Here is a 17,639-nt window from a genome sequence, read left to right on the forward strand (position 1 = left end):
AAACGAGCAAGTCTACACCCCTCGACGGGGCAGGACAAAACTCAGCAGAAACAGCGCGGCGGCTGTCACCACAATCGACGGGCCTGCCGGGGTGTCCTTGAACCAGGACAACGCCAGCCCGCCACACACTGCGAGTATGCCCAGCAGGCTCGCGCCCAGTGCCATCTGCTCCGGCGAGCGGGCGTGACGCTGTGCCGCAGCCGCCGGAATAATCAGTAACGAAGTAATCAGCAACACGCCGACGATTTTCATCGCCACCGCAATCACCACAGCGATCAGCAACATCAGGGCCAGGCGCAACGCCGCCACTGGCAAACCTTCCACCTTGGCCAGTTCTTCATGCACCGTGATCGCCAGCAAAGGTCGCCACAGCGTGACCAGCAAGGCCAGCACCGCCGCACTACCGCCGAGGATCCAGGCCAGATCGGTCGGGCTGATCGCCAGCAAGTCGCCGAACAGATAGGCCATCAGGTCGATCCGCACTTCATGCATGAAGCTTAGTACCACCAAGCCCAGCGAGAGCGTGCTCGGTGCGAGAATTCCCAAAAGCGTGTCGGACGCCAGTGGCTGCCGTTGTTGCAACGTCACCAGCAATACCGCCAACAACAAGCAGCCTACAGTGACGGCAACGGTCGGGCTGACATCCAGCAGAAAACCCAGCGCCACGCCGAGCAGTGCGGCGTGGGACAGGGTGTCGCCGAAATAGGCCATGCGCCGCCAGACCACGAACGACCCCAACGGGCCCGCGACCAGCGCCAGAGCCAGACCTGCAAGCAGGGCAAAGAGCAGAAAATCAGCCATGCTTGCAGCTATCTCCATGAACGTGAGTAGGGGCCGACGAGGCCGCGCTGACCACCGAGCCATGCAGGTCGTGGGCGTGGTCGTGATGGTGGTGATAAATCGCCAGGCTTTGTGCGTTCTTTCCGAACAACTCGACGAATGCCGGATCGCCGCTGACTTGTTCTGGATGTCCGGAGCAGCAGACGTGGCGATTCAGGCACACCACCTGGTCGGTGGTGCTCATCACCAGATGTAGATCGTGAGAGACCATCAAAACGCCGCAACCATGACGGTCGCGCAAGCGTGTAATCAGGCTGTAGAGCTCGGCTTGACCGGCCACATCGACGCCTTGCACCGGTTCATCAAGCACCAGCAATTCCGGCTCGCGCAGCAACGCTCGCGCCAGTAGCACCCGCTGCATTTCGCCACCGGAAACACTTTGCACCGGGCTGTCGATGACCTGTTCGGCACCGACTTCCTTCAGGGCGGCCAAGGCCCGAGCGCGGTCCACGCCCGGCACCAGACGCAAGAAGCGCAGCACCGACAGCGGCAGGGTCGGATCGACATGGAGTTTTTGCGGCATGTAACCGACGCGCAACTTCGGCTTGCGCCAGACGCTGCCGCTGTCCGGTTTCAGCAGCCCGAGCACCGCGCGCACCAGCGTGGTTTTGCCGGCACCGTTGGGGCCGATCAAGGTGACGATCTGCCCCGGCTCGACGCTCAGCTCGATGTTGTCCAGCACGTTTTGCCCGGCAAAGGTGACAGCCACTTGCTCGAGGCGAATCAGCGCGTTGCTCATCAAGCCCCCTGGCAACCCGAGCAGAGACCGATCACTTCAACGGTCTGTGCCTCGACGATAAATCCGACATCTTTGGCGCTATTGATGATCGCGTCGCTGATGGATTTCTGTTCGAGTTCGATGGCGGCGTGGCATTCGCGGCAGATCAGGAACTGGCCCTGGTGAGCGTGTTCCGGGTGATTGCAGCCGACGAAGGCGTTCAGCGAGGAGATGCGGTGTACCAGGCCGTTTTCCAGCAGGAAATCCAGCGCGCGGTATACGGTTGGAGGCGCGGCGCGGCGGCCGTCCTGCTCACTGAGCACCGCCAGAATGTCATAGGCACCCAACGGTTTGTGGCTTTGCCATACCAGTTCCAGCACCCGCCGGCGCAAAGCGGTCAGGCGCAGCCCCTGACGTGCGCACAAGACATCGGCCTCAGACAATGCGCTATGCACGCAATGAGAGTGGTCGTGGGGACGGCTGGCGATCGGTGTTTTAGGCATGAGCGGCGACGAGTTTTGTGAGAGACGTTATTATGTTACCCGTTCTCGCCTCTTCGAGTGGTCATCGTGTCCCGACTTTTTTCCATCTTTATCGCATTTGTCGCAACTTTTCTGCTGATCGGCTCAGCTCAAGCCGAGGTCAAAGTCCTCACCAGCGTCAAGCCCTTGCAGCTGATAGCCGCGGCGGTGCAGGACGGCGTAGCGGTTCCAGAAGTCTTGCTGCCGCCCGGCGCCTCGCCCCATAACTATGCCTTGCGCCCTTCCGACGTACGGAAAGTGCAATCGGTGGATCTGCTGTACTGGATCGGTCCGGACATGGAAGGTTTCCTGCCTCGCGTACTGAAAGGTCGTACGTTGCCCAGCGTCGCGGTGCAGGATTTGCCTGGCCTGAAACTGCGACACTTCGCCGAAGATAACCACTCCCACGCCGAAGAAGTCGACGAGCATGACCACGATCACCGCCCCGGCAGCCTGGATGCACACTTGTGGTTGTCACCGATCAACGCCCGAGTGATCGCCAGCAAAATGGCCGCCGATCTGAGCGCCGCCGATCCGGCCAACGCGGCGCGCTACCAGAGCAACCTCAAGGTGTTCGATGAGCGTCTGGATGCGTTAGACCTGCGCCTGAAGGCCCGTCTGGCGGGCATCGCGGGCAAGCCTTACTTCGTGTTCCACGAAGCATTCGATTACTTCGAAGATGCTTACGGCCTCAAGCACACCGGCGTGTTCAGTGTCGCAGCTGAAGTGCAACCCGGCGCCCAACACGTGGCAGCGATGCGCACGCGACTGCAGGAAGTTGGCAAGACCTGTGTGTTCAGCGAACCACCGCTGCGCCCACGCTTGGCAGAAACCCTGGTGGCCGGGCTGCCAGTGAAACTGGCGGAACTGGATGCACTGGGCGGGTACACGCCCGCGACCGCTCAGGGGTATGAGCAGGTTTTGGAAAAGCTGGGGAATGATTTGGCGGGGTGTCTGGAGTCGTTGTAACCGTACCGCAGAACTGTGGCGAGGGGGCTTGCCCCCGTTGGGCTGCGAAGCAGCCCCATCTCAATGAATTGCTGGGGGAGCGCTGCGCGCTCCAACGGGGGCAAGCCCCCTCGCCACAATTTAAAGCGCGAACGGCAGCGGCGTGCTGACCTTCTGCCGTTGCGTCAGCCGCAACTGAAACTCCATCGGATCGTGAATCAACACATCCTGCCCGGCGAAAGACTCCGCGGCGATCAACCGCGACAACCAGAACCGTACGCACGCCACGCGCAGCATGGTCGGCCATAGCTCGGCTTCGGCCGCGGTGAACGGTCGCAGCGCGGCATAAGCGCCCAGCAATGCCCGCGCCCGAGCGCCATCAAGCTGCCCTTGTTCGTCCGAACACCAATCGTTCAAGGCAATCGCCACATCATAGAGCATCGGCCCCGAGCAGGCGTTGTAGAAGTCGATCAACCCGGTCAGGTGTGTGCCTTCGAACATCGCGTTATCGCGGAACAGATCCGCGTGGATGTTGGCTCGCGGCAGCGCCAGAATTTTCGTCTTCTGTTGTGTGATTTCATCCAGCGCCCGTTGCAGCAAATCGCTTTGCTCGGCATTCAGATGCGAAAGCAACTGCGTGCCCTCCTCCAGCATCCAGTCCAGGCCGCGATCGGTTTTGCGTTTGATCATGTTGGCCTGGGTTGCCAAGTGCAGATGAGCCAGCAGCTCGCCGACCTGAGCGCAATGCTGCGCGTTGGCATCCTTGATGTGCTTGCCCGCCAGACGTGGCTGCAGCAGTGCAGGTTTACCGGCCAGTTCGCGCAAGGCGACGCCGTCGGTGGTGCGCAGTGCATAAGGCACCGGCAGGTTGGCGTCGTGTAGAACGTCGAGCAGCTCGATGAAGAACGGCATCTCCTGCACCGGACCACGCTCGACCAGGGTCAGGACAAATTCGCCCTGCTCCAGGCTGATAAAGAAATTGGTGTTTTCGCTACCGGCGGCGATCCCCTGGAAATCAAGCAGGCGGCCAAGCCCGTAAGGGGCGAGAAAGGTTTCCAGCTCGGGCCGAGCCAGGGGGGTGAACACAGACATGGTTAAAACTGCCAGTACGGGCGCCGCGGTTGAGCCAGCGCCGATTAAAGTTAAGAACGGCTTACCACTTAAAGATTTCCCACGCAGGAATCAGCATATCCGGCTGATCCGAGCGAATGTAGTTTCCGTCCGAGCCATCAGCGCGTATCAGAAAGTACGGTTTTCCGACCTTCGGGGTGACCTTGATCGCGTACACGAAGCCGTTCTGGCGGTACTCCTGAATGGTTTTGTCGCCTTCCGTGCGGATCGTTACTTCCGGATCCGCCGAGGGCGCGTCGTCCGCCGCCATGACAGCCAATGGAGTGATTGCAAACAAGCCAGCCAGCAACAAGCGATTTAGTGTGCGCATGATAACCTTGTCCCTTTGTCGTCAACGGTCCCGCTATTCTAGCGCCGGACCCGCCGAAAAGGTTGATCCTGCTCATGAGCCAAGCCCCCCTCGTCCTGGTGGACGGTTCTTCTTATCTATACCGCGCCTTTCACGCGCTGCCACCGCTGACTACGTCCAAAGGCCTGCCGACCGGAGCGGTCAAGGGCGTCTTGAACATGCTCAAAAGCCTGCGCAAGCAGTACCCGGACAGCCCGTTCGCCGTGGTATTCGACGCCAAGGGCGGGACGTTCCGCGACGCGATGTTCGCCGAATACAAAGCCAATCGCCCAAGCATGCCCGACGACATGCGGGTCCAGATCGAGCCGCTGCACGCCAGCGTCAAGGCCCTGGGCTTTCCATTGCTGTGCGTGGACAACGTTGAAGCCGACGACGTGATCGGCACCCTGGCCCGCAGCAGCGCGGCCGCCGACCGCCCGGTGGTGATCTCCACCGGCGACAAGGACATGGCGCAACTGGTCGACGGGCACATTACCTTGGTCAATACGATGACCGGTAGCGCGCTGGACGTGGAAGGCGTGAAGGAGAAATTCGGCGTCGCTCCCGAGCAGATCATCGATTATCTGGCACTGATGGGCGATTCGTCCGACAACATCCCGGGCGTTCCGGGTATCGGCCCGAAAACCGCTTCCGGTCTGCTGGTCGGCGTGAACGGTGGCCTGACCGAACTCTATGCCCAGCTCGACATCGTGCCGACCCTGCCGATTCGCGGCGCCAAAACCCTGCCGGCCAAGCTCGAAGAGCATAAGGAGATGGCGTTCCTCTCCTATCAACTGGCAACCATCAAGATCGACGTACCGCTGGACATCGGTCTCGATGACCTGCAAATGGGCAAGCCGGATCACGACAAACTCGCCGAGCTCTACACCCTGCTGGAATTCAAAAGCTGGTTCGAAGAGAACCAGCGCGACGCGAAGCGATCGGGTCAGGAAATTGTCGAGGTCGCCCAGGAACAGCCGGGCGCCGCCGAAGCGAAATACGAAACCATCCTCGACCAGAAGCACTTCGAGGTTTGGCTGGACAAGCTCGACAAGGCGCCGTTGATCGCCTTCGTCACCGAAACCAACGGCAGCGATGCGCAACATGCACACTTGGTGGGTCTGTCGTTTTCCGTCGCGGCCAACGAAGCGGCCTACATTCCGCTGACCCATTCCTACATGGGCGTGCCGGAGCAACTGGATCGCGACACGGTGCTGCTGGCGTTGAAGCCGCTACTGGAAAACCCGAACAAACTGAAAGTCGGCCAGCACGCCAAGTTCGAAACCAATATCCTCGCCAACTGCGCCATCGGTGGCGATCAGAGCAACGGAATTATTGTTCAGGGTATTGCCTACGACACCATGCTCGAGTCTTACGTCCTGGACTCGACGGCCACCCGCCACGACATGGACAGCCTGGCGCTCAAGTACCTGGGCCAAAGCAAGACCGACATTCAAGGGATCGCGGGCAAAGGCGTCAAACAGCTGATTTTCGACCAGATCTCTCTTGAGCTGGCCGGCCCCTATGCTGCCGAAGATGCCGATGTCACCTTCCAGTTGCACCTGGCTTTGCAGGAAAAACTGGCAGCAACGCCAAGCCTGGGCAAAGTGCTCAACGAGATTGAAATGCCGCTGATGCCGGTTCTGGCCCGTATCGAGCGCCAGGGCGCGCTCGTGGATGCCAACCTGCTGGGCATCCAGAGCGTCGAGCTGGGCGAGAAACTGGTCGCCCTTGAGCGTGAGGCGTTCGCCATTGCCGGTGAAGAATTCAACCTCGGTTCGCCGAAGCAACTGGGCGTGATCCTCTACGAAAAGCTCGGTTTGCCCGTACTCAGCAAAACCGCCAAGGGCCAGGCCTCGACTGCCGAAGCGGTGTTAGCCGAGTTGGCCGAACAGGACTACCCGCTGCCCAAGGTGCTGATGCAATACCGCTCGCTGAGCAAGCTCAAAAGCACCTATACCGACCGTTTGCCAGAGCAGATCAATGCTCGTACCGGGCGCATTCATACGTCTTACCAGCAAGCCGTCGCCGCCACCGGACGTTTGTCGTCCATCGACCCGAATCTGCAGAACATTCCGATTCGCACTGCCGAAGGTCGCCGGATTCGTCAGGCGTTCGTCGCACCGAAAGGCTACAAGCTGCTGGCCGCGGACTACTCGCAAATCGAACTGCGGATCATGGCGCATCTAGCCAAGGACGAAGGCTTGCTGCACGCCTTCCGCAACAATCTCGATGTACACCGGGCAACGGCCGCAGAGGTGTTTGGCGTCGAACTGGACGCAGTCACCAACGATCAGCGTCGTAGCGCGAAAGCCATCAACTTCGGCCTGATCTATGGCATGAGCGCGTTTGGCCTGGCCAAGCAGATCGGCGTTGACCGTAAACAATCCCAGGCCTACATCGACCGCTACTTCGCCCGTTATCCCGGCGTACTGGAATACATGGAGCGCACGCGCGCCCAGGCCGCCGAGCAAGGTTTCGTCGAAACCATCTTTGGTCGTCGCTTGTACCTGCCGGAAATAAACGCAAAAAACCAGGCCCTGCGCAAAGCTGCCGAGCGCACGGCAATCAATGCCCCAATGCAAGGCACCGCGGCGGACATCATCAAGAAAGCCATGGTAACGGTGGATAACTGGCTGACATCGTCAGGCCTGGACGCCAAAGTCATCCTGCAGGTACACGATGAATTGGTGCTTGAGGTGCGCGAGGACCTGATCGACCAGGTGCGTGAGGAGATTCGCGTCCACATGAGCAGCGCCGCACAACTGGATGTACCGCTTCTGGTCGAGGTAGGCGTAGGCAACAACTGGGATGAAGCGCACTAATCGCCCTGAAAGACGCCTGTGCTGCGGCCTTATGCCGCAGCACCAAATAAAGAAGGGCTATAGTGCGGAAAATGACATCGATTATTTCCAATGGTTTTTGAAAATAGTCTGAACTAAATCCGTGAACCGCCACTCAGAGATACTGAATGGCTGGTGAAGCCCTTCGATGCTCCTATGTTGTGTTAAGTGTTGGCAGATATCTGGACCCCGCCCTAGCGGTCCGGAGCTTGAACCCCGGAACTTCTCCCTCCCCATATGAAGTCCGGGGTTTTTTTTGCCTGAAAACTGTCTGTGGCGAGGTCATGCTGCGTTAAAAGCGCGGCTCGAAATGCTCATTTAGGCCCCTAAACTCCGCTTTCGAGCCGCACTTTTGCCTTGCCTGACCGTACCACAAACAGTTTTTGATACCCCAACTTACTCAGCGGCAGTCTCGCTGCCCTTGTCCGCCAACTCCATCCAGCTCGCCAGAACAGTGTAGGCGTCTTCCAGGCCCATTCGTTTCGGTGCCGAAAACAGCTGGATAGTAATCGTATCGCCCCAGCCCTTGCGGATTTCCGCCTGAACCTTGAGCAGCGCGTTTTTCGCCGCGCCGTAGGTCAGCTTGTCTGCCTTGGTCAGCAAAATATGCATCGGCATGCCACTGGCCATGGCCCAATCGAGCATCAGCAGGTCGAAATCGGTCATTGGATGACGGATGTCCATCATCAGAATCAAACCTTTCAAACTCTCGCGACCGCCCAGATAGGCTTCCAGGTGACGCTGCCAGTGCAGCTTCAACGGAATTGGCACTTTCGCGTAACCGTAACCCGGCAGGTCGACCAGACGGCGTTCATCGTCTAGCTTGAAGAAGTTCAATAGCTGCGTGCGACCCGGTGTTTTCGAGGTCCGCGCCAGGCTGGCGTGTGTCAGGGTGTTCAACGCGCTGGACTTACCGGCGTTGGAACGCCCGGCGAAGGCCACTTCAAAGCCTTCGTCGTCGGGGCATTGGTCGACTTTGGCGGCGCTGAGCATAAAGGTGGACTGTTGGCACAGGCCGAGGATGGGGTTCTTGAGTTGCATGGGATTTCCGATGTGGGCGGCGCCGGGAATGGACGCGGCAAGCAGTGTCGTTTCCGTTTCAGTGACGCCAGTATATAATGCCGCAGATTTTGTGTGCGCTTTGTCCCAGCGTAGGATGAAGTTCACGAGAGCGATTGACCTTGATTGCGCACTAGAACGCAGCACGCTCTCAACCCTGAAAAGGTCGTTTTATGACGAAATGGCTGCTAGCTGCCGGTGTCTTGATGCCGCTTTACAGCGCTCAGGCTACACAGGATCCGGAAGCTGTGTACAACCGTGTTTGTGGTGCCTGTCATTCCGGCCAACTACCCATGGCGCCTCAAAAGGGCGATCAGGAAGCTTGGACGCCGAGGTTGGCGAAAGGTATGGAGACGCTGGTGCAACACGTGACCCAGGGTTTCAAGGCGATGCCGCCGCGTGGTTTGTGCATGGACTGCAGTGCCGAGGATTACCGAGCCATCATCCAGTGGATGAGCGAGTAAACCCGGCCCATAACTCTTTAACCCTTAGCCGTAGTTGGATTAGCTGATGAACAAATTGATCGTGAGTCTGCTGTTGACCGTGGGGATCTCCGGCATTGCCCATGCTGCAGGTGATGCGACTGCTGGTCAGGCGAAAGCCGCAGTATGTGGCGCCTGTCATGGCCCGGATGGTAATAGCATGGCGCCTAACTTTCCGAAACTGGCAGGCCAGGGCGAGCGTTATCTGAACAAACAGCTGCACGACATCAAGTCCGGCAAACGCACGGTACTGGAAATGACCGGCCTGCTGACCAACCTGAGCGATCAGGACCTGGCTGATATCTCCGCCTACTTCGCCAGCCAGAAAGGCAGTGTTGGCGCCGCCGACCCGAAAGTCGTGACTCGCGGTGAAGCACTGTTCCGTGGTGGCGACCTGGCCAAAGGGTTGCCAGCCTGCACTGGTTGCCACTCGCCTAACGGCACCGGTAACGCCGCTGCCGGCTTCCCGCATCTGGGCGGCCAACATGCTCAGTACGTTGGCAAGCAACTGACCGACTTCAGAAAAGAAGAAGGTGGCCGCACCAACGACGGAGATACCAAACCAATGCAAAGCATCGCTAAAAAGCTGAGCGACGAAGATATCGCCGCAGTCTCCAGCTATATTCAAGGCCTGCACTAAGGCCTTTGATCGAGCGTTGCGAGTGGTGTACATCTCTTGCAACGTTAACACTCGATTAATCCGTCGATGCAAACATAAAAAGGGTAGCTTTGGCTGCCCTTTTTTGTGGCCGCTGCCGTTACACTACAAACTCAAGCCCGCCAGGATCTGTCTGAAAACAGGTCGCGCGAGGCGACCCAATTTGTCCAGGAGTAAAGCATGCGTAATCTGATCATCAGCGCCGCACTCGTCGCTGCCAGCCTGTTCGGCATGACCGCCCAAGCCGCCGAAAAACCTGAAGCGCCCTTTGTCGAGCTGAGCAATCCGGTCCCGGTGGCCGTGCCTGGCAAGATCGAAGTCGTGGAGCTGTTCTGGTACGGTTGCCCGCATTGCTATGCCTTCGAACCCGTCATCAACCCATGGGTTGAAAAACTGCCTTCCGACGTGAACTTCGTGCGCATTCCGGCCATGTTTGGCGGCCCTTGGGACGCACACGGCCAGATGTTCCTGACCCTCGAAGCCATGGGCGTCGAAAGCAAGGTTCACGCCGCAGTTTTCGAAGCGATTCAGAAAGAACACAAGAAACTGACCGACAAAGAAGACATGGCGGACTTCCTGGCGACCCAAGGTGTAGACAAGGACAAGTTCCTGGCCACCTTCGACTCCTTCGCCATCAAGGGCCAGATCAACAAAGCCAAAGAACTTGCAAAGAAATATGAAATCTCCGGCGTGCCTACCATGATCGTCAACGGCAAGTATCGCTTTGACATCGGCTCTGCCGGCGGTGCCGAACAAGCGCTGAAACTGGCCGACCAACTGGTAGCCAAAGAGCGAGCGGCAACCAAGGCCGTCGCCAACTAAGCGCGGCACCTGCCATGCGCCGCTGGGGAACTGAACGCATCGTTGGCCTGCATGATCCGCGGGTCAACGAGCATCACCTCGAATCGACGGGGTTGCCCGTGGACAGTCGTCTGCGTTTGCTCAGTTTCAATATCCAGGTCGGTATCAGTACCGAGCGCTATCGGCACTATCTGACCCGCGGCTGGCAGCATCTGTTGCCGCACACCGGGCGTGCCGACAACCTGCAAAAAATCGGTAATCTGCTGGGCGACTTCGATCTGGTCGCCTTGCAGGAAGCCGATGGCGGCAGCCTGCGATCAGGCTACGTCAATCAGGTCGAACACCTGGCGCAACTCGGCGCCTTCCCTTACTGGTATCAACAACTCAATCGCAACCTCGGTCATCTCGGCCAGCACAGCAATGGCGTGCTCAGCCGCCTGCGCCCATGGGCGATTGAAGATCATCCGCTGCCGGGCCCCAAGGGTCGCGGGGCCATTCTGGTGCGCTTCGGCGAAGGTCCGGAGGCGCTCGTGGTGGTGATGATGCACCTGGCGCTGGGCGCTCGGGCCCGAAGCCTGCAACTGGCCTACATCCGCGAGTTGATCGGCGGTTATAAACACCAGGTGCTGATGGGTGACATGAACACCCATGCCAGTGACTTGCTGCAAAACTCCCCGTTGCGTGATTTGGGCCTGCTCGCGCCGCAACTGGAAGCGACCTTCCCCAGCTGGCGCCCACAGCGTTGCCTGGACCATATTCTGCTCAGCCCTACCCTGACCCTTGAAAAGGTCGAAGTGCTGGCACAGCCCATTTCCGATCACCTGCCGGTCGCGGTAGAGATTCGTCTGCCGGGTTCGCTCACGGCCGATGCATTGCCCGCGTTGAGTCCTGCCTGAATGAGCGACGAAGCACAGCGCTGGAAAGAGAAATACCTTAAAAGCATCGAACAACAAGAAAAGCTGGAACGTCGATGGGACGCCCGGCTCGACTTGCTGCGTCGCGGGCTGGTGCGCAGCACCCTGGCCGCAGAAGGTACCGATCGCGCCGTTGACCAATGCATGAAGGAAATGCGCGAAGTCGTACGCACCGATGACATGGACGCCGGCCTGGCCGCCTTGCTGCCGCGCCTGGAAAAAGCCGTGCTCGATTCCGAGCAACGCCGGGAAACCCGGGTCAATCAAGTCAGCGCCGCCCTGACAGCGCTGGTCTCTCAGCTGCAAGCGTTACCCTTGCCCCGGGAAGTAAGCCGGCCGCTGAAGAATTTCGCCAAACAGCTGGACGGACGCGTAAGTCAGGCTCGCGAAATACCGTTGCTGCTCAGCGAGCTGAGTGGCTTGCAGGGCAAAGCCTTGAACCTGCTGGAGAACCCGGCCGAACCTGATCGTCCGGGTTTCCTGCAGCGGTTGTTCGGTAGGGAAACGGAAGAGACCGCGCCACAGCTCGCCGCCGCCGAATCGCAACTGCCTGCCCCGCAACCCGTCGAACTGGTTGCAGCACCGCCGGCCGGGCCCCTACAAGCGACGGTCAATCTCACGCCAGTCGCCGATCAACCGCTAGTGACGTTGCCAACCGTAGAAGCCACCCTGCCCGCCGCTGCGCACCCTGAGCCAGCGCAAATTCAGGTGCCAACATCAATGGCATCTGTGGCTGAAGTCGTGGCGTTTGTCCCGCCCGTCCTTGAGCCAGAAGCTACGAGCAGCCAAGTCCCGGAGTTACAAACCCGACCGAATGTCGAACAACCACAAGAGCCGACTCCAGCGATCGCCCTACCGGCCACTCAGGCTCCGTCGGCAATCAATCCCGATGAACTGACCCCGACGGCCATCGATCCAGAGCCATCCGAGCACGATATTCTGTATGCCCTGCCGGACTCACCGGAACCGTCCTACAGCTCTGTCGCCAAGCACATCGAAGATACGCTGCTGGGCCTTCTCGATGACCTGGCGTTGCCCGAGCGCCATCGTCCGCAAGCCGAAGCGATGCGCGATCGCCTTCAAAATGGCTTGAACTGGTACGAATTGCTGCCGATCCTCGATGATCTGGCCACGTTAATGCTGGCGATCACCGACAGCGGGCAGCACGAATTCGAAGCATATTTGCAGCAACTCAATGAACGCCTCGAGTCATTCCAGAGCAACCTGCAAGCGGCGAGCGACGGCCACGCCGACAACCGCTCGGCCGCACGGGAGATGGACACGCAGATTCGCGAGCAAGTCGACGGCTTGCAAAGCAGCATGCAGGAAGCGGCGGATCTTGATGATCTCAAGCATGTGCTGGAGAACCATCTCGAAGGCTTGCTCGGCACCATGGACCAACACCAGAAGCAGCGTGACGAGCGTGAGCAGGAAGTAGCAGCCCGCCTGCAAAGCCTGGCCGAAAGGGTTGCCCACATGGAGGAGGAAGCCCTGGGCTACCGCGAGCATCTCGAAGAGCAGCGCCAAAAGGCGTTGATCGATCCATTGACCAGCCTGCCGAATCGAGCAGCCTGGAGCGAACGCCTGGAGCATGAAGTCGGCCAATGGCAGCAACATGGCAATACCCTGTTGCTGGCAATGCTCGACCTCGACCATTTCAAACGCATCAATGACAACTATGGCCATCTGGCGGGCGACAAGGTGCTGAAAATCATCGCCAGCGTGCTGCGCAAGCGTCTGCGCGGGACTGATTTCATTGCCCGATTTGGCGGTGAGGAGTTTGTGCTGTTGATGCCTGCCACGGTGCCGGCGGTGGGCGCGAAACTGCTGGAAACCTTGCGCGCATCGATCGAAGCCTGCCCGTTCCACTTCAAGGGCGAGCGAGTCACCATCACCATTTCCATGGGACTGACCGCCTTCAGATCGGGCGAACATAGCGATCTGGTACTTAAAAGAGCCGATCAGGCACTATATCGGGCGAAAAACAATGGCCGGAATCGAGTAGAACTGGGCTGATAGCTAATTGTTCCATTTTGTTTAAAACAGCATTTTTTGCCGTCTGCGCGCAAGGCAATACCGTTACACTGTTGCATTATTGTCTTGCGTGTACTGCCTCCCGCCATGAAATGTCTTGTTCTTATTGCGTCGCTGCTTCTATTAGCCGGTTGTGCCAGCGGCCCCCGAATTGATACCAGCCACCCTTCAGCCAATCACGACAGTCGTATTCAGTTCGTGGTGATGCATTACACCTCCGCATCCCTGGAGACCTCGCTGCAATTGCTGACCCATGGCGAGGTCAGCAGCCACTACCTGATCAGCGACGACAAGCGCGCCACTATTTATAAGCTGATGGATGAAAATTTCCGGGCCTGGCACGCAGGCGAAAGCGAATGGCAAGGCCGGACCTGGCTGAACTCCAGTTCCATTGGTATCGAAATCGTTAATCAGGGTTTTGAGGACACCCCGAACGGGCGTCTTTGGTATCCCTACAGCGAAGCCCAGATTCAGTCGATGATCTTCCTGCTCAAAGACATCAGTAAGCGCCAAGGGATCAGCCCCCGCCATATCATTGGTCATAGCGACATCGCACCGATGCGCAAACTCGACCCCGGTCCGCTGTTTCCCTGGAAGCGCCTGGCTGCCGAAGGCCTGGGGATCTGGCCGAACGAGCAGGCCGTGGCGCGGCAGCAAGCGCAGTTCGCCGTGCAACTGCCAAGCATCAGTTGGTTTCAGGGACAGCTTGCCCGCTTGGGCTATGCCACGCCGCAAACCGGCGAACTGGATGTAGAGACACGCAATGTGCTGGCGGCCTTTCAGCTGCATTTTCGCCCTTCCCGTTTTGACGGTACACCGGACGCACAAACAGCAGCGATTCTTCAGGTGTTGAATCAGACAAAATAATGACGCCCGCCCGACGGTAAGCGCTTTTTCCAAATCAGCAGCTATAACTCATTGGTAATTCTTCGGATATTCCATGATGCCTGCTGCTCGAGAGAGACTGCATAGCTGGTTCTATCGCCCTTGGTTTTTGGCGATGCTGGCTACTGCCTTGAGCGCAACGCTGCTAACGGTCGGCAGTTTGTTCGTGGCGATGAATCAAGTCGAGCACAACGAAAGCCAGGAAATGAATGCCCAGGGAGAACGCTTCCTGGTCCGCCTGGAGCAGCTGTTCGGGCAGTTGCGCGAAAGCCTCGATGACCTGGAAGCCCAACCGCTGCGAGGTTGCGATGACGAAATGATCGCCACCCTGCAGCAGGTCAGCTTCAATTACCGCTTCGTTTATGAAGCCGCTTATATGGACACTTCGCGGACCTGCTCCAACCGCCCCCGCCAGGAGGGGCTGTCGCTGATCCGACCGCCGGACATCACGGGCCCCACCTACAGCTATTGGCTGAACACCACCACCGAACCCGATGAGAACCGCGCCGCATTGATGCTTGGGCGTGGCAACTTCCGGGTGGCGACGTCGCGCGGGCATTTGACCGACATGGTCGATCTGTCTCCGGGGAGCAGCCTGTTGGTGGTGCTCGATCACGGTACCCGGGCGATTCCGGTACTCGGTGTCGCGCAGCCCTGGCCCCCCGCGGAACCCTGGCCCCCGAAAAGCCCCGATGCGTTACAAATCACCCATACCCGCCTGATTTACCGAATGCCTACTAACGCCCCTGAATACCAACTGGTACTGATCACACCGCGCACCGGGATGCATGTGCCGGCGGTATGGTGGTGGCTACTGCCAGCCAGCCTGGCGCTGAGTGCCTGTGTCGGCATTCTGGTGTTTTTGCTGGTACGCCAGCGTCAGTCGCTGGATGCCGAACTGCAAGGCGCCATACGGCGAGGCGAGCTACAGGTGTTGTATCAACCGATCTTCGACCTCGACAGTCGCAACTGCGTCGGCGCCGAAGCCCTACTGCGCTGGCGAAGGCCGGACGGCACGTTGACCAGTCCTGACCTGTTCATTCCAATGGCGGAGAATACCGGCCAGATCCGCCAGATGACCGACTTCGTATTGCAGCGCCTGCTGGAACAGCTCGGGCAACTGTTGCGGTCCAATCCGCAGCTGTACATTTCGGTCAACCTGGCGGCCTGCGATGTCATGGTGCCGCGTATCGGTCAGGTGATAGCGCGTCTGCTGAGTATGCACCGGGTCGCGGCCAGGCAGATTGCCTTCGAGGTGACCGAGCGCGGATTGGTGGATGTGGTGGTGGCCAGAGAAAACCTGCAAGCCCTGCGGGATGTCGGGCATCAGGTGCTGATCGACGACTTTGGCACCGGCTATTGCAGCCTCGCCTACCTGCAAACCCTACCGGTGGACTGCCTGAAAATCGACAAGGCGTTTATCGACGCACTGGGCCATGATGCCGCCAGCAGCGGCGTAGCACCGCACATCATTCGCATGGCTCAGGCCCTACAACTCAAGGTGATTGCAGAAGGCATCGAACATGAAGCTCAAGCGGTGCTTCTCAGCAGCGAGGGAGTGAAGTTTGGTCAGGGCTGGCTGTTCGCCCATGCACTGAGCGCCGTGCAGTTCATCGAACTGATTACCCGTGGCCGCCGACTGACCACGCGACGTCTGGATGACGAAGCCTGAGATGGCTCCGGCTTATATCGCCAGCGCCATGTAGAACTGGGTCCCCTGCCCCGGCCGCGAATAGACACCCATCCGCCCGCCATGCAGTTGCACGATTTCCTTGCACAGCGCCAGACCAAGCCCGGCACCGCCCTTTTTGCGGCCGACCTGGACAAAGGGCTCGAAAATCCGTCCCTGCTGGCCGTAGGCAATGCCTTCGCCGTTGTCCTCGACACTGATAATCATCCGCTCTCCATGGCGCCGGGCCTGCAAACGGATCAGTCCATCGTGGGAAGTATGGCGCAAGGCGTTGTCGATCAAGTTGTCGAGCACCCGTTCCAGTTGCGCCTGATCGGCTTGCAGCCGCGGCAACGGGCCCTGCACTTCCACCAGCAGCTCAATGCCCTTCTCCTGCGCCGAGCCGGCAAAACGTGTCTGGGCCTGATCCAGCAAGTCTTCGATGGAGCACGGTGCCAGCGTGAGTTTTTGCAGGCCGTTTTGATAGCGAGAGAAATTCAGCAGGTCGTTGATCAACTGCATCAGGCGCTGCATTTCTTCGTTGACCGTGTCCAGAAGGTCGGCTTCGCGGGAGTCTGCGGAAAAATGCGTCCGCTCGCGGAACAGGCCGAATGCCATGTGCATCCCGGTAACCGGTGTGCGCAACTCATGGGAGGCGCGCAAGACGAACTCGCTGCGTACCCGTTCGAAGGCACGCTGTTCGGTGACGTCATGCAATACCATCACCGCGCCGAGAATATGACCCTGGGTATGGCTGACTGGCGTCAGGCTATACGTCAGCAATCGCGACTCACCATCGACCTCGATACTCAGATCGTCCGGCGCTCGCTCCAGAGTGCCGCCGCGCAACACCAGTTGCAGTTGTTCATCCAGTTCGGGACGCTCGAGCGCCGTACCCAGCCCTTGACCGAGACGCTCGGTGTCCCAGCCTAACTGGCGCTGAGCCACTGGGTTGAGGTGCTCGAGATGACCTTGACGATCGATAATCAGCAAACCGTCGTCGATGCTGTCGAGCACCGCTTGCAAACGTTGCTGACCGGCGAGCAGCTCGTCGATATTGGTCGCCTGGTGCTCACGCAGGGCCTCAGCCATGATTCCGAACCGCCGGGTCAACTGGTTCAGTTCCACCGCGGAAGAAATCGGCAGGGTCACTTCGAAATTGCCCTGGCCGATATTGTCAGCTGCCTGCACCAGAGCCTCAATCGGAGCCCCGAACCGCCGGGCGATCGCATGGGCGGTAATGAATCCGATGAACAACACTGCCACCCCGACCAACCCAAGCAGACCGGCAATCAACAGTGCCCGCTCCCGGGACTCGCGCTCGATCTCAGTGATGTTATCCAGTGCGCGCTTCTGTTCAGAGATCAAACCGTTACGCAACGCGTTGAATTTTTCCGTGAGATCCCCGTCATCATTGACTACCTGTACCGGAGCGCGGGAAAGATCAAAGGCCTGCAGCAAGCTCTGATAATCAGCCTTGGCCCTTTTGAAACCATACTGGGCACTCTCGCCAGACGGTTCGCGAGCAATGCCTTCGTCAAGCAATTCGAGGGAGTGTTGCCTGGAGGCCTCGAACGCCGCAGGGTCAGGGTTCTCGCCGAGCACGATGATCAGTTGATCACCCAGGGTCTGACGCAGCTTCAATCCCAGATCCAGCGTGACGAAGTTGTCACGGATGAGGGCTTCCTGGGTCCCTGCCATCTGCATCACGCTGACCAGCCCGAGCAAGAGCCCAAGCAGCGCCACCGTAATCAGCGCGGAAATACTCAGAAACAGCCGGGTGCGCAACGTCATCGCCAGTTTCATCG

General features: G+C 59.1%; 16 protein-coding genes. 9 read left to right on the forward strand and 7 right to left on the reverse strand.

Features of this window, described 5'->3' with window-relative positions; genetic code table 11:
* Positions 1-12: 12 nt before the first annotated feature.
* Genes znuB through zur form a run of 3 tightly spaced genes read right to left on the reverse strand, consistent with a single transcriptional unit; the run spans position 13 to position 2,061 of the window.
* Positions 13-801 (reverse strand): zinc ABC transporter permease subunit ZnuB, encoded by a 789-nt coding sequence (gene znuB, locus BK662_RS04050; RefSeq protein WP_123356925.1) that lies wholly within the window; start codon positions 799-801, stop codon positions 13-15.
* A complete protein-coding gene (znuC, locus tag BK662_RS04055) occupies positions 794-1,579 on the reverse strand; it encodes a zinc ABC transporter ATP-binding protein ZnuC (protein ID WP_123356927.1) in 786 nt (261 codons plus the stop codon). Before znuC ends, znuB begins: the two co-directional genes overlap by 8 nt.
* Positions 1,579-2,061 (reverse strand): zinc uptake transcriptional repressor Zur, encoded by a 483-nt coding sequence (gene zur / locus BK662_RS04060; protein ID WP_123356929.1) that lies wholly within the window; start codon positions 2,059-2,061, stop codon positions 1,579-1,581. The genes znuC and zur overlap by 1 nt, the downstream gene beginning before the upstream one ends.
* A gap of 66 nt (positions 2,062-2,127) precedes the next feature.
* On the opposite strand from zur, the gene BK662_RS04065 reads away from it, so the two are divergent.
* On the forward strand, positions 2,128-3,048 hold the full coding sequence (locus BK662_RS04065; protein WP_123357279.1) for a zinc ABC transporter substrate-binding protein: 921 nt from the start codon (positions 2,128-2,130) through the stop codon (positions 3,046-3,048).
* Positions 3,049-3,168: 120 nt separating this feature from the next.
* On the opposite strand, the gene BK662_RS04070 is transcribed toward BK662_RS04065, so the two are convergent.
* A complete protein-coding gene (locus tag BK662_RS04070; RefSeq protein WP_123356931.1) occupies positions 3,169-4,119 on the reverse strand; it encodes a homoserine kinase in 951 nt (316 codons plus the stop codon).
* Between the two features lie 61 nt (positions 4,120-4,180).
* Positions 4,181-4,468 (reverse strand): DUF2782 domain-containing protein, encoded by a 288-nt coding sequence (locus tag BK662_RS04075; RefSeq protein ID WP_123356933.1) that lies wholly within the window; start codon positions 4,466-4,468, stop codon positions 4,181-4,183.
* Positions 4,469-4,542: 74 nt separating this feature from the next.
* Here BK662_RS04075 and polA point away from each other — a divergent pair, with 74 nt between their 5' ends.
* Entirely contained in the window at positions 4,543-7,311 is a 2,769-nt protein-coding gene (gene polA / locus BK662_RS04080) for a DNA polymerase I (protein WP_123356935.1), read from the forward strand.
* A gap of 414 nt (positions 7,312-7,725) precedes the next feature.
* On the opposite strand, the gene yihA is transcribed toward polA, so the two are convergent.
* Entirely contained in the window at positions 7,726-8,370 is a 645-nt protein-coding gene (yihA, locus tag BK662_RS04085; protein ID WP_123356937.1) for a ribosome biogenesis GTP-binding protein YihA/YsxC, read from the reverse strand.
* Between the two features lie 191 nt (positions 8,371-8,561).
* Between yihA and BK662_RS04090 the strand changes: the two genes are divergently transcribed.
* The 7 genes from BK662_RS04090 to BK662_RS04120 all read left to right on the forward strand — a co-directional run bounded on the left by BK662_RS04090 (position 8,562) and on the right by BK662_RS04120 (position 15,834).
* Positions 8,562-8,852, forward strand: a complete 291-nt coding sequence (locus tag BK662_RS04090) for a c-type cytochrome (RefSeq protein WP_123356939.1) — start codon at positions 8,562-8,564, stop codon at positions 8,850-8,852.
* Positions 8,853-8,898: 46 nt separating this feature from the next.
* Positions 8,899-9,510, forward strand: coding sequence for a c-type cytochrome (locus BK662_RS04095; protein ID WP_123356941.1), 612 nt, complete (start codon positions 8,899-8,901; stop codon positions 9,508-9,510).
* 198 nt (positions 9,511-9,708) lie between these two features.
* On the forward strand, positions 9,709-10,350 hold the full coding sequence (locus BK662_RS04100) for a thiol:disulfide interchange protein DsbA/DsbL (protein WP_123356943.1): 642 nt from the start codon (positions 9,709-9,711) through the stop codon (positions 10,348-10,350).
* Between the two features lie 14 nt (positions 10,351-10,364).
* Positions 10,365-11,225 (forward strand): endonuclease/exonuclease/phosphatase family protein, encoded by an 861-nt coding sequence (locus tag BK662_RS04105; RefSeq protein WP_123356945.1) that lies wholly within the window; start codon positions 10,365-10,367, stop codon positions 11,223-11,225.
* Positions 11,226-13,259: a GGDEF domain-containing protein gene (locus BK662_RS04110; protein ID WP_123356947.1), complete on the forward strand. Its 2,034-nt coding sequence runs from the start codon at positions 11,226-11,228 to the stop codon at positions 13,257-13,259.
* A gap of 105 nt (positions 13,260-13,364) precedes the next feature.
* The gene (locus BK662_RS04115; RefSeq protein ID WP_123356949.1) at positions 13,365-14,144 is read left to right on the forward strand and encodes an N-acetylmuramoyl-L-alanine amidase; all 780 of its coding nucleotides are present in this window, start codon (positions 13,365-13,367) and stop codon (positions 14,142-14,144) included.
* Positions 14,145-14,217: 73 nt separating this feature from the next.
* Positions 14,218-15,834: an EAL domain-containing protein gene (locus BK662_RS04120; protein WP_123356951.1), complete on the forward strand. Its 1,617-nt coding sequence runs from the start codon at positions 14,218-14,220 to the stop codon at positions 15,832-15,834.
* A 12-nt stretch (positions 15,835-15,846) separates the two neighbouring features.
* Here BK662_RS04120 and BK662_RS04125 read toward each other — a convergent pair whose 3' ends face one another.
* The gene (locus tag BK662_RS04125) at positions 15,847-17,637 is read right to left on the reverse strand and encodes an ATP-binding protein (RefSeq protein ID WP_123356953.1); all 1,791 of its coding nucleotides are present in this window, start codon (positions 17,635-17,637) and stop codon (positions 15,847-15,849) included.
* Positions 17,638-17,639: the final 2 nt, after the last annotated feature.

It is taken from the genome of Pseudomonas frederiksbergensis, from assembly GCF_003732275.1.
Lineage (GTDB): Bacteria > Pseudomonadota > Gammaproteobacteria > Pseudomonadales > Pseudomonadaceae > Aquipseudomonas > Aquipseudomonas frederiksbergensis_H.